Consider the following 24,520-nt stretch of genomic DNA (forward strand, 5'->3'; position numbering starts at 1 on the left):
AAAAGAAGCAGTACACTACTGCTTCTTCGTTTTTTCATATTGTTCAAACGTATGAATTCTTTCAAAAATTGGTGGGTGTGTATATAAGAAAAATTTCACTAACGCAGGTGGATTCACTTGGCTTAAGCTTGTTTTTGATAAATATTGAAATGTTTTCACACCAGATTTCCCGTCCTTCGTCATATTTAAAGCATATTGATCCGCCGCGCGTTCTTCTATACGTGAAACATAGTTTGTTGCTGGTTGTGACGCGAAGGATAGTACAGAAGAAATTAAGAAAAATAAAGGTAAAATTGAGAAACATGCCACTTTTGAAATTTGCAGCGTATCTCCCCATTTTCGAATACACATATTTATAATACGACTAATGAGATACATACCTATAAACGATAGCAACACATAACTCGCAACGCCCCAATATATATGTTTCATAACATAATGCCCCATTTCATGGGCCATTATAAATAAAATCTCTTTATCTTTTAATTGCTTAAGCGTTGTATCCCACATTACAATGCGGGCGTTAGGGCCAATTCCTGTTACGTATGCATTTAACGCATTCGTTTTTTTCGACATATTTACTTCATATACATGTTTAGCAGGAATGTCAGCTTTGTCTGCTATCGCTAAAATTTTCGTTTCTAATTCTTTATTTTTCAGCGTCGAGAAGTCGTTATACAGTGGATCAATAACGACAGGCTGTATGAATGTTAAAAAGATTGTAAACGGAACAGATAGTGCCCACCCTGCTACCCACCATCTCTTCGGGAATTTACGAATAAGCCATAGAAGAACCGTAACTACGATTAACATCGTCGCATAACTCTCCCAAAAACCGATAACATGATCTTTTATCCAGCTTTGTGTACTTTGCGTTGAAATGCCGTAATCAACGGATACTTTACGGCTAATCCATTGCATCGGCAGAGCAAGAACTGTAGTAAGTAATGATAAGTAAAAGAAATAAATCGCAACTTGTAAGACACTTATTTTCGTCGTTTCCTTCGACCATTTCTCAAACTTTCTTGAAACACCGAGCACAAGAACAAATAATAAAATAATCCATTCAAGAGGCGTCGCTAAAAAGTACAGTAAATTTTTCACGCGCGAATAATCTTGGCTTAGCGTAAGCTCTCTTGCATTCATAAAAGTTTCTGGATCTGCACTCGTTCCTTTATACATCTCCGGAATGAGTTCATGATTCCATCCAAATAAATACCAATATATAAGTAACGCAAATCCAACGTACAAAAAAAGCGACCACCCAATAACTTTCCTCACGCTATTCCCTCCTCTATGCTGCCTGTCTATTATTATTGTAAGTTCGTACATGCTAAATTAGAACAAGCTAATGACATAAAAAAACTCTTCTACATAAGAAGAGTTTCGCCTACCTGTATACACTCTATTCAGTTAGAAACACACCCGCATACTTATTAAAACAAGTGCTCTTCTTAAGGTAGAACATCTATTAACAAACTAAAATCATGTAAAGAAAAAGAACTATATTTCATAATACCTTGCACAGCTAAAAGTAAAATAAGACCGATCACACACATATAGTTAATACTTTCTTCACTCTTTTTTTCAGTAACTATTCCGCCACTTATACATAAAATCCCTAATAAATGGAGCGCTAAATACATGAAAAAGTAAGCTTCTTCCCAGCGAAGAATAACATTTCCTGTCGTTATTAGCACTATACTAAGTAAAATCAAATAAAAAAACTTATTTGATGATATCGTTTCATTCATGTAATTTTATACATTCCTTTCAAATTTCGAATTAATGATGTTTCAAAGCTATAACGTAAATGATTGTTTTCATACTATAAAACAAAAGGAAAGCCACTATTACTTTCTCGAATACTGTATGAACCCACATATACTTCTCTTCATTTTTTTTGAAGATGCGCTTCATCATTTCTTCTACAATTAAACCAAATATTAGTAAAACCCCTAACACAATAAGAAGAGAAATAATATTTTCTTTTAAATGAGTACTAGAAAATAAGTAATACTCTGGAAACACAATCGTATCTACTACAGGTTGCACCCAATGACACACGCTTTTATCACACATATCTGTAAGAGACGTAGCATCTATAATGTCTTTCAATATTTTTTCAATCGTCTTCTTCATTTCATTTATCCCCCACTACATCTGAAAAACTCTTTGCCTGCTCTCCATATATAACTGGAACTTCTTTACTCCAATATTTGCGGTTAACAAATAAAAAGATGAGTACTAAATTTAATCCCGTTATAAAAATTATAAGTCCCGGGAAAAACGTCGTGTAGTTTGAGAAATCTGCAAAACTCATGATTTTTTCCCTACTTACTAGAAACGAAGCACCGATTACAAATGCATTGTTTAACATATGGATCGCAATTGGCATGAGTAAGCTTTTCGTACGAATATATACAATGGATAATACGATGCTAAATAAGGCCGCACCGAGGAAATCGACATGTAACATTGCAAATAAAAATGCGACTGCAATCATCGCTATACTCGTTCCCCATTTTGCAGCAAAGCGCTGCAGTAAAAATCCGCGAAATACAAACTCCCCAATAATTGGTGCGATAAATACGACCATAATAAATTGATATACATATCCCCCGGCACTATCTACAATTGGTTCATGCAAAGCGTTCATAATAAAATCTGGTGTAATCCATGCAAAGCTGTACATGTACAAAATGAGATAACCGTAACTGAACATGCATAATATAATCGTTATGTAAAAAACTTGCACCAAGTTAAATGTTTCATTTTTATTAATAAAACATGCAAATGAAACACGGTGTTTTCTATACTCATAAAAAATCCATGTAATCGGAAGGATATAGAATATAAAAATATTTATGAAAGAAGAATTTTGTATATGAAATGTACTTTCTAGCAATTCCCCACTACTTCTCGCTACTAAAGTTAATAGTGCAAATACAATTAAAAAATATCTAGCTCGCATCATTTGAAACGGATTCACACTCATCTCCTCCCCTATGTTACTTTTATCATATCATTTGATTCTTAATTTTTTGTGAAAGAAAACCTTAAAATTTCCTTAAAAATTCCATAAGTTACAAAATGATGGTATGATATTCGAGGAAATTAGGAGGGATTCTTATGTATGAAGCAAATATTTTACTCGTTGATGACGAAACAGCAATATTACAACTACTAACTACCATTCTTGAAAAAGAAGGTTTTTCTCATATTACAACTGCTACTTCAGCGGAAATGGCTTTATCTCTCACTGGGCAACACAACTACGATTTAATCATTTTAGATGTCATGCTTCCTGGACAATCTGGTTTTGATATTTGTCCAATCATTCGCCAACAAACAGATTGTCCAATTTTCTTCTTATCAGCGAAAGCATCCGATTTAGATAAAATATGTGGTTTTTCATACGGTGCAGATGATTATATTACGAAGCCATTTAATCCACTAGAAGTAGTAGCACGTATAAAAGCACAACTCCGTAGACATATGAAGCAAGCAGTACCACACGAACAAAAAGCACACTCCAGTTCATTTGGCAGATTTGAAATTGATCGATATTCCGCAGAACTTACAGTAGGTGGACATGTTGTCGAATGTTCCGCCCAGCTATTTCAGCTATTACTCTTCTTTTGCGAGAATCCGAACTATGTATTTTCGAAGGAAGAAATATACGAAAAAGTTTGGGGAGCACCTGCCTACAATGGCGATGACAATACCGTTATGGTCCACATTCGAAAACTACGTGAAAAAATTGAACAAGACCCAAGTAAACCAGAATATATAAAAACTGTGCGCGGACTTGGCTATAAGTTCATTACAAAGTAGGGTGACGATATGAACTTTAATAAACGACTTATTATCCAGTTTATCCTGCAACACGTATTTGTTTTGGTTACACTATTGATAGCTGTAGTAGCTGCTTTCACTTATTTAATTTTTCTTGTTACGAGTACTTCATACGAACCGAACATTCCAGATTCTGATAATTTTATGATTTCAAGATATATCTCTTCAGAAGATGGCGATATTTCGTTAAAAACTGAAGTAAAAGACTTAATTAAAGAGAAAAATGATTGGATTCAAATTGTGGCGGAAAACGGAAAAGTTCTCTATCACTTTAATACGCCTAGTGACGTACCAACATCTTATACGAAAGTATCATTATTCTCATATATACAGAATCATATAGAAAGCCCTTATACATTTACATATTGGGAAATTGAATTAGAAGAAAAAAACGTACTTGTTATTTACGGCGGTACGTTAAAAAGCAATGGAGTACTGAAATCACTCCAGAAAGAGCACCCTTCTGTATCTACGGATACATTCACATTAACAGAAGAAGAAAAACAGTTACTTTCTAAAGAAAAAGCAACGCTTCAAATCTTTAATAGTGGCGGCGAAGAAGTATTCTCCTATCCAAATGGAAAGAAAAAAACGTTTTCTGCCATACAAGCTGCTCTTAACGCAAAAGAACCGTGGAATCATAAAGAAAACACGTCTAGCTTTTACGATGCAAATAGCGGTCTTCTTCTCGTTGTAACTGCCAAAAACGAGCACTACTACCCAGATGATGAAATAGAAGATGTATTTGCTAAAAAGTTTCTAATCGGATGCGGATTAATCCTGCTTATCGTATTTGTTTATTTAGTCATTCTTTCTATTTGGTACGGTAATAAATTTGGAAAACCGTTATTGCATGCGATGCGCTGGCTTAAGAATATAGCTGGTGGAAAGTACGAAGAACCTGTTAGTAAAAAAGGGAAACCTGTCAGGTTCCGGCGATCCGGTAAAGAAAAATGGTCATTCCGCTTATTTAGTGATGTTACAAATTCACTAGAGCATCTTTCTATTACACTTAAAAAAAATGATGCAATGAGGCAAGTACTGCAGCAAACACGTGAAGAATGGATTACCGGTCTCACACATGATTTAAAAACGCCACTTAGCTCTATATATGGCTACGCATTATTACTAGAATCACAGCAGTACAACTGGACTGATCGCGACATTCAACAATTCGGCAGCGTTATGAAAGAGAAATCTCAATATATGACGACATTAATTGATGACTTAAGCTTAACGTATCAATTAAAAAATAACAGTCTTCCTGCGCAGCACGTAAATATTGAAATGAATCAATTCGTCCAAAAAGTATTATTACAATTCATTAATAATCCGACACTTCAAAATCAAAATATTGAATTCGTACCAAGCTCAAACAAAATTCAATATTTTATTGAAGAAAAATGGTTCCAGCGTATTATCGAAAACTTACTCGCAAACGCTATAAAACATAATAATGAGACGACGAATGTAATCGTAAACCTTTCACAAAACGAAAATTTCTTTACACTATCTATTTCGGATAACGGAAAAGGCATGGATGAAAAAACGAAAGAACTTCTATTTGAAAGATATTACAGGGGAACAAATACGGAAGAAAGCAACATCGGAACTGGACTTGGACTCGCTATTACAAAACAGCTCGTTCATGCTCATAACGGGACAATCTCCGTTGAAAGTGAAATTGGAAAAGGAACGACGATTATTCTTGTATTTCCGTTTCGTTCATAGAAGAGGCGCTGTGTTGTGCCTTTTCTTTTTTTGGGGAGTTCGGCAGTACATGAAATTATATTCTGGATTTTTAAGTTATATCGATGTAACTCCATTTATATCGATTTACCGACAAAAACCGACTATAACAATCCCCTCTCCTTACCATACAAAATAACCTTTCATAACTCACTATGAAAGGTCACTCCATATTTCAGCTATTTCCCTACTAACACAAACACATTCTCATCAGGCGCTTCCATTACCGCAACGTGTCCTGATTCTGTTGGAAATGGTTCACGAATCCATTTTACATCTTTATTATCTTTTAAACTTTCATACGTTTGTTGCACATCTTCTACTAATACTTCGACTTCCATAAAATTAATATCCGGATGATTGCTTATTACTAACTCCGAACTTTTCTCATCTGAAAATTTCAATCCTATTAATGTCCAAATAGCCCCTTCTTCTAATTCTCTTTCTATAACCCAGTTTTGCTCCATTCCCATTTCTTTATAGAAAGAAACTGATCTTTCTATATCCTTCGTATGTATAGATACACATTCTAGTTTTTTGAACATCTTTCCATTTCCCCCTTTATGAAAAAGCGAACCATCTCCCAATGATTCGCTCTTACCCTATTATTTTTTCTTCACCGGTATCCAAAGCTCTACTTGTGCAAACTCACTCTTATCTTCGTGGCAACGCTCATCGTACAGTTCAAACTCTGTCACGCCGCAATGTTCATAGCCTGAATGCGGGAACCATTCTGAGAATACTGCATTCCACGTTTGGTGAATAGACGATACCATTTCTTCATGAGGAACTTTCGGTGTTGTAAATACAGCATATGTTGCTGCTGGGAAAGTACGCTTTGCAACTTCATTTGGTACATTTTCAAAGTCTGTAACTTCCATTCCGATAATATAAGTGAAGTCTCCTGTTTCTAAATTAAAATCTGTACATAATCCAAGCTCTACCCATTGGCTCGTATCTTTACGATTCGGAATCGTTGTTCCAAGATCTTTTTGTAAATATTCTTGCCAAAATACTGGAATGTCTTGATGGTTTTTCCCTTCTTTACTTGTCGTCTTCAGTTCATAACCCGCCACTAAAAATTCTGGTTTATTTACAATACGATATTCCATTTGTATGCCCCCTAAATACGGATTTAATTTTCTTTGCTTTACATTCACGCTGTAATACATCGGTGTTTCGATTTCTTGTTTTCGATATTCACTCGGTGTCATTTGAAATAATTTTTTAAAGGCTCTCGTGAACGTTTCATGAGATTGAAAGCCATGCTCAAACGCGATATCAATAACTTTTTCATCCGTATGAGAAATTTGATAAGCTGCCCGGGCTAACCTCCTCTTTCGAACATACTCCATTACTGTATCACCTACTAACGCCTGAAATACACGATGAAAATGCGACTCAGAAAAACCTGCAATGCGAGCTAAATTACGCAACGTCTGTTTTTCCATTACATCTTCCTCAATATAATCAATTGACCTTTGAATTTGTGTTTCATAGCTTTCCATCTCTGTTCACCCGCCTTATATGTATTATGATAAAAGAGAACGCAATCCAATTCTTGACGTTTTTTACTATAATTTTAAAAACAAATGTAACTTTTTTATATGTATTTCGTTGTTATGTATGAAGGGAGGGAAATTAGTGAAACGCAACCAATCATTAGAAGATATTTATTCAGATCATATGCATGATTTATTTCGCTATCTTCTCTCCCTAACCGGAGATTCTCACTGTGCGGAAGATCTCATGCAGGAAACCTTTTATCGCATGCTCGTCCATATTGATTATTACAAAGGTGAAGAAATTAGGCCGTGGTTATTTACAATTGCCTACAACGCCTTTATCGATTGGTATCGAAAAGAGAAAAAATATAAAACAACAAAAGTGGAAGAATTCCATTTACCAAACGTGCCAAGTACAGAACATGAATATTTCGTAAAACATGAGATTGCTAGTTGGTTAGATAGTTTATCTTCTCTTCCCCTTAAAAGACGAAATGTCCTACTACTACGAGATTACTACGGATTCTCGTATAAAGAAATAGCAGAAATGACCGGTCTCTCATTAGCGAAAGTGAAAATTGAATTACACCGCGGACGGAAAGAAGCAAGAAACATAGAGGAGTGATACAGATGGGTTGTGCAGCATTTAAAAAACTATGGGAAAAATATGAAAAAGGAACACTCACACGTGATGAACAAGAAGAATTAGAAAGTCATATAGAAACTTGTGAGGAATGTGAAGTGTATTTGGATGAATTGCTTACGAAGAGTGAGCCGATCAAGAAAAGACTACCACCACAAAATCTTAATGTCCCGTTTTGGAAAATAAAGTGGAAACAGCGTTGGCAAACTGTTAGTTTTGTCCTTGCGGTTTGTATAGCAATCTATTTTGCCGATCATTTTTCGTCTTCTCTTTACTTCAATAATATGAAAAAGTTAGCTGAAGTAAATGAGATTCCAGCACTCGCACTAGAAGCAACAATTCCAAATAGTCGTTCCACTGGAGGCAGTACAAAAATCAAACCCTTTTTCCGTACAGAAAATGAAATGAATTTAGTTAAAACTGTCGGCAAAAAAGAAGTTGAATTCGGTACAGTAACAACGAAAAGCTTCTTATCGTCTGTAACTGCTACAAATAAATCTTGGGCAAACAAATTGAATTACTCTAAACTTTCCTTTGTCCATCCGAAAATAAAGCAAGGTGATCATTTGAAAGAACCATCTAAAAAAGTGTGGGATACACTTGCAAAAGTACATGAGGGAACCGTTGCTGAAGTAGCGATATCTTTTGACAAACCATATACGTTAAAAGAACTAGAATCCATACTATATAGCATATTTGAAGCACAAGAAATGCCACCAACTCCTGTATGGTACGCTTTAGACACAGGACAAGAGAGAATAGATGAGGAAGATTTCATCCTACATGGCGGAGAGGTTATCGGATTTCCAGAACATGTAAACCTCCCTGATAGTGAAGCAGAACGACCGAAGACAAAAGAAGATGAAGTAATCGAAATGATGCGCATTCTTTCTGAGCATAAAAAAACTGTAAGTAAAACTACTTGGACTCCTGAAAAAGAGCTGAACTTAGATAAGCGTTATGAGTATGTAAAAGAGAACGGTGTAAAAGTATACGGGATCGTCATTACCGGACCGTCGAAAGAGTTATTAAAATTACAAAACTCGCCTCACGTTCGTTATGCGACTCTTGGAGATATTGAGGTTTGGAATTGGTTTGATTATTAACAGCGAAAAGGTGTCATCATAATTGATGACACCTTTTCCTTTCCATTAATCCGAAATCACTTTCACATACGTCCCTCTCACCGCTTTTTCATAAGCTGTATCACTCATCTGTCTTATGTTTTCTGACACGACAGACGATGGAACAACTTCCCCGGCGCGACATACCGGCGGATCAATAAGGCGTACTTTATTTTTCTGATACAAATCATAATCGTTTCTATCTTCTTTTACTGCTACATTTGGATGGATTTTCCGTAATAAATCTTCCACTTCTGGATCGTTACATCGCTGTAATTTCACTATAAGCTCGTCATCTTCAAGAAGGAAATCGTCTGCATGAATGACCTTTTTATGAAGAGCCAACTTTAACGTTTTCGCTAACATATCATTTCCGTATATATTCATTGGCTTCATAAAGAAATCAATTACCTCTTTGTAATACGTTTTTGTAAACCATTCTGCAATTTCGATATTTTGAAGCACCATTTTCCCGTCCACTTCGATGACATCCTCTAAAAAGCTATGAACCTCTTCCAAAGAAATATATCCGTATGTATACATATCTCGTAACGTATAATCCACTCGGTCTGCACATAATTCTGGCGCGGACCTTTCGAGTAACGTCCACTTCGAATCATCTAACAAAATATCTTCATAGTTATAACCATGCTTCGCAAGAATCGCTGGAATTTCTGAGTTTTTCACAACCGAGCTAAATATCTCTTCATGATAACTTTCATTGTCGTTATCAAAAACGTAATCAATCACATGAGAAAAAGCAGTATGCGATACGTCATGCAGTAAACCCGCAATTTGTTCTTCTACTGAACCACCAAGTTTTTTAATTAACAACATAGTACCAACTGAATGATCCAAACGCGTTACATTCCACTTCTCGTTCATTAAGTAACTCGCTCCGTTTTGATGAATACCTTTCAATCTTTGCACAGGCTTACTTACAATCAACTCTTCTAACACTTGATCTATTTCAAATTCTCCGTATAGTACATCTGATATAAGCACTTATAATCCCCCTTTATTTCAACCGCGTTTTATAATCGTACCTCTTTTATAAAATCGACATCAACACAAATGATAATCCTGAATATTTCGATACTTTTTAAATGTTGTATATTATACATGTCTGTTATTTGTTTTAATTCATTTGTTTTTATTGAGTACTTCTTATGTGGAGGCTTTTTTTATTGAAAAATATGGGGACTTTCATTTCTATCAAGCTAAGATATTAAAGTATCCCAAAAAGAAAATTTTATCTCTTCATAGTTGTCCATGGGAATTCAGTTCGTTTTTTTATTTTTAGGAACAATGTACTTCTTAACTTGATGGCGAGTTCCTTTTTTCTTCCACTCCGATTATATCTATTGAATTTTCTTCTCTCTTATCTCATGCCAGCCACACTCTCTCCAAATAATTTTTAAATAGAAACATGGATAGACTAATAAATATAAATTAGGAATCCACCAAGAAATATCGAAATCTAAACGGATTGTCCAAAATGCTAGAGCTTGTAACCCTGAACAAAAAGTTAAAATTAATGATACGAACGCAAAATGGCTCCAAATAGGATTTTGTTTAAAGTGCAAATACAAACTTAAAAATCCCGTCAACGAGATTAATAAATCTAAAGGTAGAAAAGACCAATTCCATGCCACTAAAATAGGATTTTGATAATCTTTAAACAAATATTCTTGTGGAATCATATGAAAAATTGTTATGAACCAATACATAACGAACCCAATATCAGTAATAAGGAAAAAATATTTTAAACGGTTCAATGTACACGCTCCTCCACTACTTCTTTTTTCTTCTGTTCATGTGCTGCACTATTAAAATTTAAGATTACAACTCCAATTAAAATAAAAAGAATCGCTAGTATCTTAATTACATTGATACTTTCTCCAAAATACACAAAACCAATTATTGTAATCGTTACAATTCCCATACCTGACCAAACTGCATATGCAACGGACATCTCCATCCCCTTTAATGCGAATGAAAGAAATGAAAAACTTACTACATAAAATACAAAAATAAGAATACTTGGGACAAGTTTCGTTAATCCATCAGATAGTTTCATCGCAGTTGTACCAGCTACTTCAAATAAAATTGCGAAGCATAAATAAATCCACTGCATTATTCTCCCACCTTCTATTTCGAATTGGAAATCCCATACAACAACATGTCCATAATTGATTCAAGCATACTTCCTAATGTATAATCACTCTTTTCAATAAACATAGGATCATATATGCGATTCAGTGCTCCTAAATATACTTCAATAAAAAACGGAACTTGAATTTGTCTAATACTCCCTTCCCTCATTCCCTCCTCTATTAACCGTATTACAGTAGACCAACCTTCACGTAAAAATCGATCTAATTTCAACCATTGATTATAATGGTGTTTTTTTAGTTCTGCTAATAAACGTGCATCCATGAATTTAAATTGTTGTGGAATACAAATTAAAATACTTCTTATTTTTTCAACTGTTTGTAACGTATCATCTTCAGCGATATTTTTTTCCTTTTCTTGAATACTTTCTATAACATTGAGAATAACTTCATCTACTATCTCATCTTTTGAAGAGTAGTGTTCATAGATTGTCCTCTTACTCACAGCTAATTGTTTTGCCAAGTCACTAATTGTAAATGTAAATCCCTTCGTTTGAATTTGATAAATTGTTTCTGTTAATATTCTTTGTTTCATAATCCGCCCCCTAAACCTTTGGTACCCAATTAGTTTTATTGGTACCATTTTATTTTACAATATTTAACACTTTCTGCACAACTAGTATTTCACAAACTCTCTTTTATGTAACGAATTAAAATCGCATCTGTTAGTTCTCCGAGTTCAGCTATTTAATATCTCAATCGTCGTTTCAAAAAACTAAAAAATAGTAAAACATAAGATTACTGAGACGATAAAGGTGCATTTATAGTATCTTGATCACATAAATTTAAGAAATTAGATGCAAAAAGTAAAAAACTATATGCGCAGTTACAATTTGTTTCAGCGAGAATGGAACCCACGATTTTACTCGTAGGGTTTCTTATAAATAGTGTACTTGAAGAGATTTTTATAGGGTCTGGCTGCAAACACGTTTGGAATTATTACTAGGTACTTGGCCGGCTATTCTTCTTACATCATTATTATGAGCGAGCTGGCATATCGCATTACACGGCTCTGGTCATTGGGATATTGATACAGCTACGGTTATTGTGAACCATGGTATCGTAGGTCTATTCCTTGGATATTTGTGGACACGTTATCGCAAGGTATGGGCAATTATTATTGTACATGGACTAATTAATGCACATCCACTACAACTAATTGAGATTATATTCAAGTAAAGGGCGCGATTGCGAACTAAAAAATAAAAAGAACTATACATAGTAATCATGTATAGTCCTTTTATATATAATCCTATTCAAACGTAACCTCCACCTGCACAATCTCTGACCTACTTCCAAGTCTAAGCGGTGGTCCCCAAAATCCAAAACCTGAAGAAACAATGGCGTGGAATGCACCTTTTTGTGCATATCCCCAATCTAATTCGTACATTCTTCTCGTTACAATATGATTTGGTGCCATTTGTCCGCGGTGCGTGTGACCGGATAATAATAAATCTACACCCGCATCCGCTGCTTGTTTCAATTCAAATGGCTGGTGATCCATTGCGATAACAGGCATCGATTTATCTACCGTACTCATAAGCTTCTCAAAACTTTGACGATCTCGCTCAGTTTTATCTCTTCTTCCAACGAGATAAAACTCATCTTCAATTGTGATCACTTCATCTAAAAGAATACGAATATCAATCTTATCCATCTCCTGCAAGAATTCAGGAACCGCTCTTCCGTAATATTCGTGATTTCCTAATACGCCGTATACGCCTAATGGAGCTTTCATTTGTTTCATAATGTGCCCCATGTTTTTTTGAATGAATACACCTGGGTGGTCATCGATAATATCACCAGGCAGTAAAATAATATCTGGCTTCATTTCATTTACATGACGAACAAGTCTCTTTAAATGCGAAACACCAGACAGTTTACCAAAATGCATATCAGAAGCCATCGCAATGCGTAAACTTTTATGCCCTTCTACTTTTTTCGGTATATGTACTTCATATTTTCTTACTACCGGGCTATATGCGTTGAATACTCCATACGCAAAGATAAAGATAAATGCAGCTAACACAGCCGCCCCTGTCCAAATAATTGCCGCCTCTTTCTCCACCCCAAACTGTAAAAGGAAAACTGTAATATCAGCAAGTGGCAACAATATAAGCGCGTATTGGATGACCGCAAACCAAATCGAACCAATCGTTCGTAGGAATGGAAGGAACTTAAACACTTGCACAAGAATGTACGCATATGAAATAAATGCGACTACGAAAGCGTAATATCCCCAAGACTCCCAGCCAAACACGGTACTAAGCCAAACCCAACCGTTCCAGCCAATGTAAAACATAAGTAGTGTGTATACAAGTAACATAGTAAATATATTGAAATAACGACGATTCTTCACAGCGAACCTCCTTATTGATTTCTTCTATTATATCTTGTTATGCACGTTAAACGTAAATATTAAGCACTTTGTTTATCATAGTAAAGACCTCTAATTGTTAGATTTGCATCTAACACCTCAATTGGATTAGCTTCACGATTTAAACAGCCAATACTTCATGTTTTGTGGCTTTATTATACCCCATAACAAACAAATGCTTTTTTACATTCATTTTCTACTTATGAAACCTTACAAGATTGTCACCTCTACGTAAGGTTATTAGATAGTTTATTTACTATTGCAATGTAATAATAAAAATCTGGTTCTATGACACTATTCCGCCTCTCTTTATGTCTTCAGAAACTTTGCAACAAAACCTGAAATATACACTTTGCTAGTAACAATGATGAAGGAAAATATTATTTTACAGGTACAGCAAAACAGGCTGATTTCTGTTGTTATGGAAACTAGCGAAGATACTAAGAGATTTATAGAAACAAAAAAATATTTTCATATGGATTTAATAAAATCAGCTCAACTTTTTTAAATTGGTAGCATTAATCTTTAAATTAAAATAAATGACTAATACGAAATAATATAGAAATGCAAAAACAATTCACTAGTTAGCTTCATCACAATACGATGTGAATTTTAAAATGAATCGCTATAAGGAGTAAATAAAATGATTAGAAAATTAATAGGTATGTTCATAGGCGGAGCTATTCTTCTCTTCCTATGTATATATATTTTTTTACATAGCATCACTGACATTGCTAAAGGTAAAGACGATATACAAAATAATGATGGATCTGTAACTATTGCATCCCCCGATACTGTGGATGTAGTAGTTAATAAAAATAGGAAACTTCCAAGTAATTATAGACCTGACGATTTAGTTGTACCTAAGGTGACATTTGCATTTGACGGGATTCAAGAAAAAAGTCATTTACGAAGTGAAGCTGCTATCGCTTTGGAAAAATTATTTGCCTTAGCGAAACAAGATGGAATCGTATTACATGCTATATCCGGATTTCGTTCTGAACAATATCAAAAAACTGTTTATAGACGACATGTAGCGAAACAAGGTCAAGTCCAAGCTGATAAAATTTCTGCAAAGCCAGGTCATAGCGAACATCAAACAGGGTTAACGATGGATGTTTCTGCGAGTAGCGTCAATAATACACTAGAAACTCAATTCGCGAATACGATTGAAGGAAAATGGCTTAAAAACAATGCTCATCGTGCTGGCTTTATTATACGTTATTTAAAAGGAAAAGAGCACATTACAGGTTATTCATATGAACCATGGCATATTCGATACGTAGGTGACATTGCAACAGAGATATACGAGAAAGGTATTACTTTAGAAGAATATCACAATGAAAAATAACCATCACCTTGTTAAAACTACCTTATGAGGAATATGATGAAAAAATTATATAATGCATCCTACACCTCTGTACCTATAGAATTATTCGGTAATAAAAACAGGGCAGTGGAATTTTTTCGTAAATGAACTCGAATAGTTTCTAAATGAATATAAAACTGAGAAGTACGGATTAAACGCCCCTTCAAAGAAAGTTCTCTATTTATGTTAAAATATTGCAAGTAACACGCTATTCTTAACAATTTAATCAAGTAGTAAACAACACCATTTAAAAAAGAAGAAAGGATAGTACTAATATGGAAAACGTATCAGATGTACATAAAGAGGAATCTATAAAATCCTTACAGTCAACAATCCGTAAACTCGAGAGTGCCTTTTCACAAATGACTCAGAAAGGTGCCAATGCTACTTTAGTAAAGAAACGCCTCAAGGCAGCTAGCATTGGCTTAGCAATGCTAGAGAGTGTTTGGAATCAAAAGCCTCATCCTTACAATCAGGGCGATTTAGCAGAAGCTCGTACTGTTCTTACTGGTTTGCTTCCATCCATTGAAAAGGCTTATGTTAAGTCAAAGGTTGGTAGTCCTCAAAGAACTCTTTTAGAAAGAAGGATTACATCGTTGGAGCTTGCTATTCAAGCGATTGATGCTACTTCTAATGAATAATTTTCCCGAATAAGACAACTGTAAAGAGCCTTACTACAAGTATGTAGCAAGGCTTTTATTCCGGGCTTTATTATTAGCAAATCCATTAATCGACTTCAACACGTTCCACTCACTTCCTTATTGATAACTATTATCAATAAGTGTTAAAAATAATAAACATCCCGTTATACGATGAATGTTTATTTGTTACATAAATATGCTTTACGATCATTTTTAAATAATAAGTAGTGCGCTGTATGGACTTTTCTTTCTAAATAATCAATCGAGTACGTGCCAGATGGATCTACTAAATCTCCAATTGCACCTGAGAGCTGGTCAATTACTTTCTGCAATGTTTCTAAGTTTTTCTTTTCATTTTCAGCATTCATTTCATCCATAATGTCACAAATAAGATATTGGACTCGCCGCAAACGTAATTCCTTTTGCTCCACGTATATCTCCTCCTTACTAGTCATATTACGGTTTAAATATATGGCATCATAGCTTAACCAATGCTAAAAAATATGAAGGCAACCACCTTCATCACGGTGGTCGCCTCTATTTTTACACTTGTACCGCTTTTTCTCGTAATGCTCTTCGCAGTAATTTACCTGTCGTATTCTTCGGCAATTCTGCTAAAAATTCAATACTCATTGGTACTTTATATTTCGCTAAATGTAACGTGCAGTAATGCATGAGCTCTTCTTCTGTTACGCTCGTTTGCTTCAGAACGACGTAAGCTCGTACTGCTTCTCCTAAGTTTTCGTCCGGTACGCCAATTACGACAACTTCCGCTACAGATTCGTGCGTGTACAATACTTCTTCTACTTCACGCGGATATACGTTATAACCGCCAACTAGGACGATGTCTTTTTTGCGGTCAACGATATAGAAGTAACCTTCTTCATCCATTTTCGCTAAGTCACCTGTATATAGCCAGCCGTCTTTTAATGTCGCAGCTGTATCTTCTGGCGCATTATAGTAACCTTTCATCACGTTAGGTCCGCGAACGATTAATTCACCGACTGCACCGACTGGTACTTCTTCCCCAAGTTCATTTACAATTTTATTTTCTACATGCCAAATATTTGTGCCAATTGACCCTGGTTTACGAGGACGATCTAACGGATTGAAACAAGTAACTGGTGATGCTTCTGATAAACCATATCCTTCTGAAACAATTACGTCAAAACGTTTTTCAAAGTTTTGCAGAAGCGCAACAGGCATTGACGCACCACCTGAAATACAAAGGCGAAGTGTCTTCACATCTTCTGCGCTCGCTTCTTCAAATAAATATAAGTAATTGTACATCGTCGGTACGCCAGCAAAAATTGTTGGCTCATACGTACGACAAATACGGAATACTTCTTTCGGACTAAACTTTGGTAACATTAAAATCGTTGCTCCGTTCACAATCGGTGCGTTTACCGCAACTGTTAAACAGAACACGTGGAACATCGGCAGTGCCGCAACGACGCGGTCATCAGCCGTATATTGTAAATACGACGCCACATCGCTCGCATTACTATATAAATTCTTATTTGTTAACATAGCGCCTTTCGGTTTTCCAGTTGTGCCTGACGTGTATAGGATAACCGCTACATCTTCTTCATCTAGTTCAGGACCTTCGTAAGTTGTATCTCCAGTTCCTACAAAACTAGTAAACGTTTTCATTTTTTCGGTTTCTGTATGGTTAAAATCTGATGAGGTTTCGCATATGATGATATTTTCTAATGAAGGAAGTCTTGTTGTAAGAGATTGTATAACAGGTAGAAGGACGTCGAGTACGATGATTGTTTTTACATCTCCATTTTGTAAAATGTAATGTATTTCGTCTGCTGTATAAATTGGATTAACTGGAATGACAGTTGCTCCCGCTTTCATTGTTCCATATAAACCGACCAAAAAATGTGGTGAATTCCCAACAACTAATGCGACATTGTCCCCTTTTCCAATGCCCATTTTTGCTAAATTGCTAGAAAACCTCGTGACCATTTTGTTTAATTGGTCATACGAGACCGACTGATCCATAAAAACATAAGCCGGTTTATCCCCCTTCTTTTTTGCCGTTTCAGCCAAAGATTGAACGAGATTCACACAAACCCCACCTTTATAAAATTTAGAATATTTAAAAATTCTAAATTAATTATATTAAAAGAAAATTAAAGTGGCAAGTGATATTCCATTAACTGCATATACATGAGTCACCTCCTCTTAGTTTACTTTGGAAGGATAAGGGAATTTTGTTTGCAAGTAATTTATGAAACGATCCCTAAAATCATTTTAGGATATCTTTTCTCTAAGTCTTTCAACTTCTTCTTTATTTAAGCTCGTATACTCCCCGTACAAATTCATAACGTCCGCTCCATCTTCATGAAAGAACACCGTAACATATAATGTTGGTAATCCTTTGTAGTCTTCATTTATCGATAAAACAACATCTGGCGTTTTATTCACAGTGCTGAACGTTTCATTTCTTTTCCATCTCTTATTTTGGAATATGTCTTGTATATCCTGTATCTTTTGCCTGTTATCTGTATTCGTATAATATATGACATGATCTCCCGCTGGTTTTCCGATAGATAAAATTGTACGACTTGAGGGCAATTCACTGTTACACGCTGTCATTCCGATGACGAAGCTGAGCAATAATACAACGTACATTACCCTTTTCATATCGATCCGCCTCCTTTTAAATATATATATTCCTTTATGAGGGGCAGATGTCTTGGAAATAGATGTTTTGTGATACATGAAATTATATCGGCGATTTTTCAAATATATCGACTTACCGACAAAACATGACAATCCACGCAAAAAGAAAGAGGCTGCCAGTTATGACAGCCTCCCTCATTGTTAGAAGAATAAATGTAAGAAATCTTCTGTTGTAATATTACCGAAGTAACGTGCGATATCTACGCCTTCTAAAGCTGTAGTGAATGCATCTTTATCGAATTGTACGCCTGTTAGACGCTCTTCAATGTCATGAACATCTAGTGAGCCGAAGAAGTCACCGTAAATTTTGCATTCTGTTACTGTTCCTTTTTTCACTTCTAGACGAACGTCAACTTGTCCAACTGTGAAGCGGTGTGAATGTTGTAAGTTGAACTTCGGAGATTTTCCGTAGTTCCAGTCCCAATTTTGGTAGCGCTCTTCAGAAAGTTTGTGGATTTCTTTCCAATCCTCTTCTGTTAATTCGTACGTTGGAATTTCTGTTTCCCCTTCGAAAATTGTTTCTAGAAGAAGTTGTCTAAACTCTTCTGTCGTCATTTTTTCGTTTAGGAATTCTGTAATATTCGCAACGCGGCTACGAATTGATTTAATTCCTTTTGATTGAATCTTATCCATTTTTACTTTTAATGCTGATACAACGTGATCGATTTCAGAGTCAAATAGTAACGTACCGTGACTGAACATACGACCTTTCGTTGAGAACTGCGCGTTACCTGAAATTTTTCTACCTTCAGCTAAAATGTCGTTACGACCACTTAGTTCTGCATTTACGCCTAATTTACCAAGCGCTTTCGTTACAGGTTCTGTGAATTTTTTGAAGTTGCTGAAACTATCTCCATCATCTTTCGTAATAAAGCTGAAGTTTAAGTTTCCTAAATCGTGATATACTGCGCCTCCGCCGGATAAACGACGAACGACATGAATACCCTTTTCTTTTACGTAATCTGCATTAATTTCTTCTACTGTGTTTTGGTTTTTACCAATGATAATCGAAGGTTCGTTAATGTAGAACAGTAAATATGTTTCGTTAATATCTAAGTTTTTTACACAGTATTCTTCAATTGCTAAGTTTATTCTAGGATCTGTAATCCCTTTATTATCAATAAATAACATCGTATCACCTCATGAGTTCCATACGTAGCCACTATGCGCTAGCGTAATATGACCACTGAAAATTTGTTTTGCTTCTGTTACTAAATCAGATGGGTTGCCTGTATGCGGTAAGTGCGTTAGTAAAAGTTCCTTTACGTTTGCATCTTTCGCAATACTTGCTACTTCTGTACTATTCATATGCCCTGCTTTTGCCGCTTCTTGATGTGCATACATATTACACTCACAAATGAAAAGATCCGCATCTTTTGTGAATGGAATGAATTCAGGAATATAACTAGAATCAGCGCTGTATACTACGATATCATCACCAGCTGTAATACGCATCGCAAAGCATGTAACAGGATGAACAGTTTTTAAAAATGAAATAGAGAACGGTCCAACTTGCAGTGTTTCTTCTGGGTTGTACGCGATTCCTTTCGTGTGTGGTTCATGCGTTAAAGATTGGAATCCATTCTCATCAAACGTATGACCGTATATTGGTAACTCCGGTAGTTGTCCTTTTGTGGCACTCGTAATTAATCTCGCATATTGCAATACCCCAATGTCTGCAACATGATCGTGATGATAGTGCGACAGTACAACTGCATCTATATCAGATGGCGTTATATATTTTTGAATCTGTGCTAGTACACCACTACCACAGTCGACAAGTAAACGAAAACCATCGTGTTCAAACAAATACCCCGACGTTGCTTCTCCCGCTTCTGGAAAGCCGCCCCAAAAGCCGACAACAGTCATTTTCATATGTATCCTTCCTTTCTAAAACCGAGTAGCCATGCAGTTTTTACTTACATCCTACATTGTTAACTATAATCCATTTCCTAAACTTTTTCATTAATTTTCAATTTGTTATAAAACAGTTGTTGACTTTTGTTTTTTGTACTAATACAATGATAGTAAGAAATGGAAATGGAGGGATTGACATGATCGATCAACCAATGGAGTTTTTCAGGAATTTACCGACGAAAACTTGTGCGCACTGCGGGAAAGAAATTGATGAGCAGCACGAAGCATACCATAACAAATGTGACGATTGCGTTCACGAAGAATAGTAATTTGTGAACAGAAAAAAACCTAGCAGACATAGTCTACTAGGCTAATAACATCGTATCCTTCATCGTTGAACCTTTCACCAAGAGCTCCAGTTCAAACTCATACAATTCTTTTTTCCTATAATTTTTCGTATGGATTTTATCCATCATCAGGTCGACAACTTTTCGAGCCATCTCATCGATTGGCTGTTCAATTGTCGTAATACCTGGTTCTGTAATCTGTGCTAAAATTTGATTATCAAAACCGATAACAGCGAGATCATCTGGAATGCTCCAGTCATGGCGTTTCGCCTCTGAAATAATTCCAGCTGCTACCTCGTCGCCTCCTGCCAAAATCGCGGTAGGATTTTTTTTGTCCTTTAATACTTCATGGAATATCCTCTTTCCATCATCCCAAGAGAAAGCGTTTTCAAGAAAATCGATCGCTTCCACTTCTCTACTCTTTTCAGTAATCGCACGCAAAAAGCCCATTTTTCGCTGTTGGCTAACAACTTTGGTTTCGTTACCACGGCAAAAAATAAGATTACGATACCCTTGTTCTAACACATGCTTAGCAGCTATGTATGCTCCTTGCGCATGATCAAACTTCACTGTTGGAACATTTGCTTCCTCAATATATTCATTACATAACACGATTGGACCGTGTTGTAAGTATGGCTCTACATCTTCCCACGGATTTTCTAGTGAACATAGAATAATCCCATCTACTTGTTTCGTAGATAATAATTGTAAATACTCCATCTCTTTTTCCGGTAAATATCTTGTTTGACAAATAATCAGTTTATATTTATGTTCAGAAGCAGCAATCTCGATTGCTTCAATAAATCGACTGAAGAAAGGATTTGTAATCCTTGGAACTAGCACCGCAATTGTTTCCGTCTTTTGTTTACGAAGTCTTCTCGCCGCAGAATTAGGAACGAATCCTAAATGCTTCATTGCTAATTGAACCCTTTTTTTCTTCTCATCTGAAACATATGGATGATTATTAATCACCCTAGAAACCGTTGTCCTTGATAACCCCGCTAATTTCGCCACGTCCTCGATAGTCGACACGAAATTCTCCCCCTTTGCATGAAAACGTTTTCTTAATCTGATTATATAGTATATTATTGGAAACTGCAATATAGGTTGTTATGATTTTACTATATTAATATTATACATAGGGAAAAGTATGTTAATGGGAGGGGAATTTATACTGCTTTTAGAAGTATACAGTAGGCATATTTATAAAAGATAAAGGGAGATATTTCATGAATCGGACGGATCGTTTATTAGCTATATTAATTGAATTACAAAGAAAACAAACTGTTACAGCACAAAGCTTAGCTGAAAAATTTGAGACAAGTATAAGAACAATTTATCGAGATATGGATGCACTTAGTGAATCTGGCGTCCCACTTTTCGCCATGCCTGGCCACGGTTATTCATTAATGGATGGTTATTTCTTACCACCCATTCAACTTACGCCTGAAGAGGCTGTTACTCTTTTATTAGGCGGTGATTATATCGAGAAAACTTTCACCTCTTCTTTTTCTATACATGCGCAATCAGCAAAAGAGAAACTTGAAATTGTCCTCCCTGCTGATCAACAAAAGAAAGCCCTAGAATTACGAGAAACTTTCCGTTTCCTTTCTCCTATATTTTCACACAAACAATCTGAACAAGAAAAACTTGAAACCGAACTTATCCTGTTGCAAGAATCTATCCAAAAAGAACAGGCTATCTCTTTTTCTTATCGTAAACCAAGAGAAACTACAAAAATAAAACGGACCGTTCATCCTTACGGCTTAGTCAATATTTCAGGAATTTGGTACATCGTTGCTCATTGTTTACTTCGAAAACAAATACGTAATTTTCGTTTAGATCGTATGGATACGTTACAGCAAGAGCAAGAATTCTTTACGAAACCAAAAGACTTTTCTTTACAAAACTATAAGCCCGAAAGCAATCGTACTGTTACAATCCATTTATTGTTTCCATCTCATATTGCACATAAAATTATTGAATCACGATATTTTTTTATAGATTCATATGAGCATAGAGACAATGGTTTTCACGTCTTTTTGAAATCAAGAAACATAGACGAAGTATTTCAATGGGTATTAAGCTGGGGAAGCCAAGTGCAAGTACTTGAACCAAAAATTCTTTCTGAGAAAATCCGTGATGAAGCAAAAAAAATGTTGCAACTTTAATTGTTGCATTTCACTACTGACATAATGTTGTCAGCATTACTTCTTTATAGTAGATAGTAACAAATACATTTTCATAAAAAGGAGTTAGTGATATGAAGAATTTTGAAGAGTTAGCAACGTACTACATAGGGGAATTAGAAAAGTACTCTATAGAACAATTTAGGATGAAGCCTTCTAGTGGGGAATGGTCTCTCGGTCAAATGTATAATCATTTAATTGCCTCCACATACATGCAATTAAATGCAATCACACAATGTAAAACTGAAACACCATCAATAACTAACACAAAAACAGATATGGGTGAAAAAGTATATAAACTTGGTGCTTTCCCGGATATACAAATAAAAGTACCTGGTCATTCAGGATATACACCTGAAAACCCAGCTAACAAAGAAGAAGTGCAGAAGCAATTTCTAGAATTAATTACAATTGTAAAAAATACGGAACCAACACTCCCTTCTATCGCAGATGATTGTAAAGTCGAACATCCCGGGCTTGGTTACTTAAATGCAGCAGAATGGTTCCAACTTATTTCTATGCATTTTGCACATCATCTTCGTCAGAAAGATCGACTGGAACTAAAGGTTTGCTAAGCGTAAACCTTTCCACTAAAAAGAGACTGCCAATATTGGCAGTTTCTTCACTAAAATATTCACTTACTATATGACTACTCATAAAATCCCGTATCCAAGCATGTTACCTTGCTACTAACCGAAGACTTCTCTTTTTTATTCAATATAAAACCCCATCAATACGTCATCTCCATATGATCCATCTTCATATTTAATTTGCTTTCTTTGTCTTCCTTCCTCTACAAATCCCATACGTTTATACACCTTAATCGCCCTATCATTAATAGAAACTACGCCTAAGCAAATTTTCTCTAAACCTTTCTGCTCTTTAGCCCAACTAATAAGAAATTCAATTAGCTTCGTACCAATGCCTTGATTACAGTACGCCTCTCTAATCCCCATTCCCATTGTGCCCGCATGTCGTAAACGTTCTAGTTCATATCGATTGAAAAGTAAAAAGCCAACTACCTTACTATCAACTTCATAAACTATGTAAAGATTACCTTTTTCATTGCTTTTCCGTATTTTTTCTCTTTCTGCACCAATATCATTTTGTAATTGATTTGGAGACACTATAAAAAACTTTGTAGTACTTTCCGATAATATAATTTCTTTTCTAATCTCCATAATGGATTCCGCATCAACCTCTTTTGCTAATCGTATCACTGAATCACCTCGTACTTTTTACTACAAAGATGAATAAATAACATAGGGATTGCCCGCTGATTCATTATTTTAACTCCTCCCACTTCGTCCAAACTTCTCTCCCGTTTATTTGGTACATATTATCCTCTCGATCCATAAATCCGTGCACGATAAACTCGCGTCTAATTGTACAAAAGTCCTCATGATATTGTTTGATGAATGTATTCATTTCTTTTTCCGTATATTGATTCTCTGCATTTAATTTGCTAACTAAATGCTCTAACAATACTAATTTTTTCTTCTTTTGACCTGGAATCGATTTTAAGCGGTCTTCTTTATCGAAAAAGTTACGAATGGTCGTATCTCTGAATTTCATTTCGCTTTCTGTCATTTTGCTCCTCCTTATTATTTATCCTTTTCCTTTTCTTTTTCACTGAAAAGATCCAGCGCATAACCTATGCTTATAAGGAAATAGTAGAATGCAAGAAATGCTAACGTATCGTTTACACTTGTATATTCTTCTTTACGAAACAGGATAGGTGATAGTGTGAGAACTAAGAAATAGATGCATGGATACAGTATGAAATAATAGTTAAAATGTCTTCTCATAGCCCCTCCTCTTTATATATGATTCTATTCAAATATTTGTAATCCTTTTTTACTCTCCCCTTCTCTTCTAATGTAAATCAAAAGGCATTTCCACATAAAGTGAAACTTTAATTAGTGGGGGTTTTCTTCATCCCCCACTGATTATTAGCCTTCACCAATCGGACTTTTATGGGCAGTTGATCCCC

Annotated in this window: 29 protein-coding genes and 2 pseudogenes; 11 read left to right on the plus strand and 20 right to left on the minus strand. The window is 35.5% G+C overall.

What is annotated here, in order from left to right:
* Positions 1-15: 15 nt before the first annotated feature.
* The 4 genes from BAQ48_RS11125 to BAQ48_RS11140 form a co-directional block, all read right to left on the minus strand.
* Positions 16-1,281, minus strand: a complete 1,266-nt coding sequence (locus BAQ48_RS11125) for a M48 family metallopeptidase (RefSeq protein ID WP_071711113.1) — start codon at positions 1,279-1,281, stop codon at positions 16-18.
* Positions 1,282-1,454: 173 nt separating this feature from the next.
* Positions 1,455-1,754: a DUF2101 family protein gene (locus BAQ48_RS11130; protein WP_001006044.1), complete on the minus strand. Its 300-nt coding sequence runs from the start codon at positions 1,752-1,754 to the stop codon at positions 1,455-1,457.
* Positions 1,755-1,785: 31 nt separating this feature from the next.
* The gene (locus BAQ48_RS11135; RefSeq protein ID WP_071711114.1) at positions 1,786-2,142 is read right to left on the minus strand and encodes a hypothetical protein; all 357 of its coding nucleotides are present in this window, start codon (positions 2,140-2,142) and stop codon (positions 1,786-1,788) included.
* Position 2,143: 1 nt separating this feature from the next.
* Entirely contained in the window at positions 2,144-2,992 is an 849-nt protein-coding gene (locus BAQ48_RS11140) for a CPBP family intramembrane glutamic endopeptidase (RefSeq protein WP_071711115.1), read from the minus strand.
* Between the two features lie 140 nt (positions 2,993-3,132).
* On the opposite strand from BAQ48_RS11140, the gene BAQ48_RS11145 reads away from it, so the two are divergent.
* Both BAQ48_RS11145 and BAQ48_RS11150 read left to right on the plus strand, forming a co-directional pair.
* Positions 3,133-3,837 (plus strand): response regulator transcription factor, encoded by a 705-nt coding sequence (locus tag BAQ48_RS11145; RefSeq protein WP_071711116.1) that lies wholly within the window; start codon positions 3,133-3,135, stop codon positions 3,835-3,837.
* A 9-nt stretch (positions 3,838-3,846) separates the two neighbouring features.
* Positions 3,847-5,589: a sensor histidine kinase gene (locus BAQ48_RS11150; RefSeq protein WP_071711117.1), complete on the plus strand. Its 1,743-nt coding sequence runs from the start codon at positions 3,847-3,849 to the stop codon at positions 5,587-5,589.
* 197 nt (positions 5,590-5,786) lie between these two features.
* Here the strand turns inward: BAQ48_RS11150 and BAQ48_RS11155 are convergent, their stop codons facing one another.
* Both BAQ48_RS11155 and BAQ48_RS11160 read right to left on the minus strand, forming a co-directional pair.
* Complete coding sequence (locus BAQ48_RS11155) at positions 5,787-6,152, minus strand: VOC family protein (protein ID WP_071711118.1); 366 nt, start codon at positions 6,150-6,152, stop codon at positions 5,787-5,789.
* Between the two features lie 60 nt (positions 6,153-6,212).
* Positions 6,213-7,115: an AraC family transcriptional regulator gene (locus BAQ48_RS11160; RefSeq protein ID WP_071711119.1), complete on the minus strand. Its 903-nt coding sequence runs from the start codon at positions 7,113-7,115 to the stop codon at positions 6,213-6,215.
* A 118-nt stretch (positions 7,116-7,233) separates the two neighbouring features.
* Between BAQ48_RS11160 and BAQ48_RS11165 the strand changes: the two genes are divergently transcribed.
* Together BAQ48_RS11165 and BAQ48_RS11170 are read left to right on the plus strand one after the other, a co-directional pair.
* Complete coding sequence (locus tag BAQ48_RS11165) at positions 7,234-7,737, plus strand: RNA polymerase sigma factor (protein ID WP_116758505.1); 504 nt, start codon at positions 7,234-7,236, stop codon at positions 7,735-7,737.
* A 5-nt stretch (positions 7,738-7,742) separates the two neighbouring features.
* Complete coding sequence (locus tag BAQ48_RS11170) at positions 7,743-8,861, plus strand: anti-sigma factor (protein WP_071711121.1); 1,119 nt, start codon at positions 7,743-7,745, stop codon at positions 8,859-8,861.
* A 45-nt stretch (positions 8,862-8,906) separates the two neighbouring features.
* On the opposite strand, the gene BAQ48_RS11175 is transcribed toward BAQ48_RS11170, so the two are convergent.
* The 4 genes from BAQ48_RS11175 to BAQ48_RS11190 all read right to left on the minus strand — a co-directional run bounded on the left by BAQ48_RS11175 (position 8,907) and on the right by BAQ48_RS11190 (position 11,588).
* Positions 8,907-9,884 carry an HD domain-containing protein gene (locus BAQ48_RS11175; protein WP_071711122.1) on the minus strand — a complete coding sequence of 326 codons (978 nt, stop codon included), beginning with the start codon at positions 9,882-9,884 and terminating at the stop codon, positions 8,907-8,909.
* Between the two features lie 356 nt (positions 9,885-10,240).
* Positions 10,241-10,657 (minus strand): YvaD family protein, encoded by a 417-nt coding sequence (locus tag BAQ48_RS11180; RefSeq protein WP_016093106.1) that lies wholly within the window; start codon positions 10,655-10,657, stop codon positions 10,241-10,243.
* Positions 10,654-11,016: a DMT family transporter gene (locus BAQ48_RS11185; RefSeq protein ID WP_071711123.1), complete on the minus strand. Its 363-nt coding sequence runs from the start codon at positions 11,014-11,016 to the stop codon at positions 10,654-10,656. The genes BAQ48_RS11180 and BAQ48_RS11185 overlap by 4 nt, the downstream gene beginning before the upstream one ends.
* A 14-nt stretch (positions 11,017-11,030) precedes the next feature.
* Positions 11,031-11,588 carry a TetR/AcrR family transcriptional regulator gene (locus BAQ48_RS11190; RefSeq protein ID WP_071711124.1) on the minus strand — a complete coding sequence of 186 codons (558 nt, stop codon included), beginning with the start codon at positions 11,586-11,588 and terminating at the stop codon, positions 11,031-11,033.
* Between the two features lie 297 nt (positions 11,589-11,885).
* Here BAQ48_RS11190 and BAQ48_RS11195 point away from each other — a divergent pair.
* Positions 11,886-12,232, plus strand: a pseudogene (locus BAQ48_RS11195) (CPBP family intramembrane glutamic endopeptidase); the annotation flags it as partial.
* Positions 12,233-12,305: 73 nt separating this feature from the next.
* Here the strand turns inward: BAQ48_RS11195 and BAQ48_RS11200 are convergent.
* Positions 12,306-13,412, minus strand: coding sequence for a metallophosphoesterase (locus BAQ48_RS11200; protein ID WP_071711125.1), 1,107 nt, complete (start codon positions 13,410-13,412; stop codon positions 12,306-12,308).
* A gap of 385 nt (positions 13,413-13,797) precedes the next feature.
* Here BAQ48_RS11200 and BAQ48_RS27930 point away from each other — a divergent pair, with 385 nt between their 5' ends.
* From BAQ48_RS27930 to BAQ48_RS11210, 3 genes are all read left to right on the plus strand, one after another.
* Positions 13,798-13,938 (plus strand): hypothetical protein, encoded by a 141-nt coding sequence (locus BAQ48_RS27930; protein ID WP_165613791.1) that lies wholly within the window; start codon positions 13,798-13,800, stop codon positions 13,936-13,938.
* A 135-nt stretch (positions 13,939-14,073) separates the two neighbouring features.
* Positions 14,074-14,781, plus strand: a complete 708-nt coding sequence (locus BAQ48_RS11205; protein WP_071711126.1) for a M15 family metallopeptidase — start codon at positions 14,074-14,076, stop codon at positions 14,779-14,781.
* A 293-nt stretch (positions 14,782-15,074) separates the two neighbouring features.
* Positions 15,075-15,440, plus strand: a complete 366-nt coding sequence (locus BAQ48_RS11210) for a hypothetical protein (RefSeq protein WP_071711127.1) — start codon at positions 15,075-15,077, stop codon at positions 15,438-15,440.
* A gap of 179 nt (positions 15,441-15,619) precedes the next feature.
* Here BAQ48_RS11210 and BAQ48_RS11215 read toward each other — a convergent pair whose 3' ends face one another.
* The 5 genes and pseudogenes from BAQ48_RS11215 to BAQ48_RS11235 all read right to left on the minus strand — a co-directional run bounded on the left by BAQ48_RS11215 (position 15,620) and on the right by BAQ48_RS11235 (position 20,009).
* A complete protein-coding gene (locus tag BAQ48_RS11215; protein WP_000435466.1) occupies positions 15,620-15,871 on the minus strand; it encodes a hypothetical protein in 252 nt (83 codons plus the stop codon).
* A 112-nt stretch (positions 15,872-15,983) separates the two neighbouring features.
* Complete coding sequence (locus BAQ48_RS11220) at positions 15,984-17,516, minus strand: fatty acid--CoA ligase family protein (protein ID WP_071711128.1); 1,533 nt, start codon at positions 17,514-17,516, stop codon at positions 15,984-15,986.
* A 161-nt stretch (positions 17,517-17,677) separates the two neighbouring features.
* A pseudogene (locus BAQ48_RS11225) lies at positions 17,678-18,095 on the minus strand (hypothetical protein).
* Positions 18,096-18,275: 180 nt separating this feature from the next.
* Positions 18,276-19,265 (minus strand): lipoate--protein ligase, encoded by a 990-nt coding sequence (gene lplA / locus BAQ48_RS11230; RefSeq protein WP_071711130.1) that lies wholly within the window; start codon positions 19,263-19,265, stop codon positions 18,276-18,278.
* Between the two features lie 9 nt (positions 19,266-19,274).
* Positions 19,275-20,009 (minus strand): MBL fold metallo-hydrolase, encoded by a 735-nt coding sequence (locus BAQ48_RS11235; RefSeq protein ID WP_071711131.1) that lies wholly within the window; start codon positions 20,007-20,009, stop codon positions 19,275-19,277.
* Positions 20,010-20,188: 179 nt separating this feature from the next.
* Between BAQ48_RS11235 and yhfH the strand changes: the two genes are divergently transcribed.
* The gene (gene yhfH / locus BAQ48_RS11240) at positions 20,189-20,317 is read left to right on the plus strand and encodes a protein YhfH (protein WP_000567010.1); all 129 of its coding nucleotides are present in this window, start codon (positions 20,189-20,191) and stop codon (positions 20,315-20,317) included.
* 39 nt (positions 20,318-20,356) lie between these two features.
* On the opposite strand, the gene BAQ48_RS11245 is transcribed toward yhfH, so the two are convergent.
* A complete protein-coding gene (locus BAQ48_RS11245; RefSeq protein WP_000103723.1) occupies positions 20,357-21,370 on the minus strand; it encodes a LacI family DNA-binding transcriptional regulator in 1,014 nt (337 codons plus the stop codon).
* Positions 21,371-21,567: 197 nt separating this feature from the next.
* Between BAQ48_RS11245 and BAQ48_RS11250 the strand changes: the two genes are divergently transcribed.
* Both BAQ48_RS11250 and BAQ48_RS11255 read left to right on the plus strand, forming a co-directional pair.
* Positions 21,568-22,509 carry a helix-turn-helix transcriptional regulator gene (locus BAQ48_RS11250; protein WP_071711132.1) on the plus strand — a complete coding sequence of 314 codons (942 nt, stop codon included), beginning with the start codon at positions 21,568-21,570 and terminating at the stop codon, positions 22,507-22,509.
* 92 nt (positions 22,510-22,601) lie between these two features.
* Entirely contained in the window at positions 22,602-23,102 is a 501-nt protein-coding gene (locus tag BAQ48_RS11255; RefSeq protein ID WP_071711133.1) for a DinB family protein, read from the plus strand.
* Between the two features lie 135 nt (positions 23,103-23,237).
* Here BAQ48_RS11255 and BAQ48_RS11260 read toward each other — a convergent pair whose 3' ends face one another.
* From BAQ48_RS11260 to BAQ48_RS28240, 3 genes are all read right to left on the minus strand, one after another.
* Positions 23,238-23,747: a GNAT family N-acetyltransferase gene (locus BAQ48_RS11260; protein ID WP_071711134.1), complete on the minus strand. Its 510-nt coding sequence runs from the start codon at positions 23,745-23,747 to the stop codon at positions 23,238-23,240.
* Positions 23,748-23,811: 64 nt separating this feature from the next.
* A complete protein-coding gene (locus BAQ48_RS11265; RefSeq protein WP_071711135.1) occupies positions 23,812-24,117 on the minus strand; it encodes a DUF2087 domain-containing protein in 306 nt (101 codons plus the stop codon).
* Positions 24,118-24,131: 14 nt separating this feature from the next.
* The gene (locus BAQ48_RS28240; protein WP_071711136.1) at positions 24,132-24,335 is read right to left on the minus strand and encodes a hypothetical protein; all 204 of its coding nucleotides are present in this window, start codon (positions 24,333-24,335) and stop codon (positions 24,132-24,134) included.
* Positions 24,336-24,520: the final 185 nt, after the last annotated feature.

Origin of the sequence: Bacillus luti, from assembly GCF_001884105.1 — a bacterium.
Classification (GTDB): Bacteria; Bacillota; Bacilli; order Bacillales; family Bacillaceae_G; genus Bacillus_A; species Bacillus_A luti.

Coding starts and splice junctions, on each gene's coding strand:
- BAQ48_RS11205 (WP_071711126.1), top strand. CDS start 14,074: ATGATTAGAAAATTAATAGGTATGTTCATAGGCGGAGCTATTCTTCTC.
- BAQ48_RS11170 (WP_071711121.1), top strand. CDS start 7,743: ATGGGTTGTGCAGCATTTAAAAAACTATGGGAAAAATATGAAAAAGGA.
- BAQ48_RS11185 (WP_071711123.1), bottom strand. CDS start 11,016: ATGCAGTGGATTTATTTATGCTTCGCAATTTTATTTGAAGTAGCTGGT.
- BAQ48_RS11160 (WP_071711119.1), bottom strand. CDS start 7,115: ATGGAAAGCTATGAAACACAAATTCAAAGGTCAATTGATTATATTGAG.
- BAQ48_RS11145 (WP_071711116.1), top strand. CDS start 3,133: ATGTATGAAGCAAATATTTTACTCGTTGATGACGAAACAGCAATATTA.
- lplA (WP_071711130.1), bottom strand. CDS start 19,265: ATGTTATTTATTGATAATAAAGGGATTACAGATCCTAGAATAAACTTA.
- BAQ48_RS28240 (WP_071711136.1), bottom strand. CDS start 24,335: ATGAGAAGACATTTTAACTATTATTTCATACTGTATCCATGCATCTAT.
- BAQ48_RS11150 (WP_071711117.1), top strand. CDS start 3,847: ATGAACTTTAATAAACGACTTATTATCCAGTTTATCCTGCAACACGTA.
- BAQ48_RS11255 (WP_071711133.1), top strand. CDS start 22,602: ATGAAGAATTTTGAAGAGTTAGCAACGTACTACATAGGGGAATTAGAA.
- BAQ48_RS11190 (WP_071711124.1), bottom strand. CDS start 11,588: ATGAAACAAAGAATATTAACAGAAACAATTTATCAAATTCAAACGAAG.
- BAQ48_RS11265 (WP_071711135.1), bottom strand. CDS start 24,117: ATGACAGAAAGCGAAATGAAATTCAGAGATACGACCATTCGTAACTTT.
- BAQ48_RS11250 (WP_071711132.1), top strand. CDS start 21,568: ATGAATCGGACGGATCGTTTATTAGCTATATTAATTGAATTACAAAGA.
- BAQ48_RS11155 (WP_071711118.1), bottom strand. CDS start 6,152: ATGTTCAAAAAACTAGAATGTGTATCTATACATACGAAGGATATAGAA.
- yhfH (WP_000567010.1), top strand. CDS start 20,189: ATGATCGATCAACCAATGGAGTTTTTCAGGAATTTACCGACGAAAACT.
- BAQ48_RS11235 (WP_071711131.1), bottom strand. CDS start 20,009: ATGAAAATGACTGTTGTCGGCTTTTGGGGCGGCTTTCCAGAAGCGGGA.
- BAQ48_RS11130 (WP_001006044.1), bottom strand. CDS start 1,754: ATGAATGAAACGATATCATCAAATAAGTTTTTTTATTTGATTTTACTT.
- BAQ48_RS11135 (WP_071711114.1), bottom strand. CDS start 2,142: ATGAAGAAGACGATTGAAAAAATATTGAAAGACATTATAGATGCTACG.
- BAQ48_RS11210 (WP_071711127.1), top strand. CDS start 15,075: ATGGAAAACGTATCAGATGTACATAAAGAGGAATCTATAAAATCCTTA.
- BAQ48_RS27930 (WP_165613791.1), top strand. CDS start 13,798: ATGAAGGAAAATATTATTTTACAGGTACAGCAAAACAGGCTGATTTCT.
- BAQ48_RS11165 (WP_116758505.1), top strand. CDS start 7,234: ATGAAGGGAGGGAAATTAGTGAAACGCAACCAATCATTAGAAGATATT.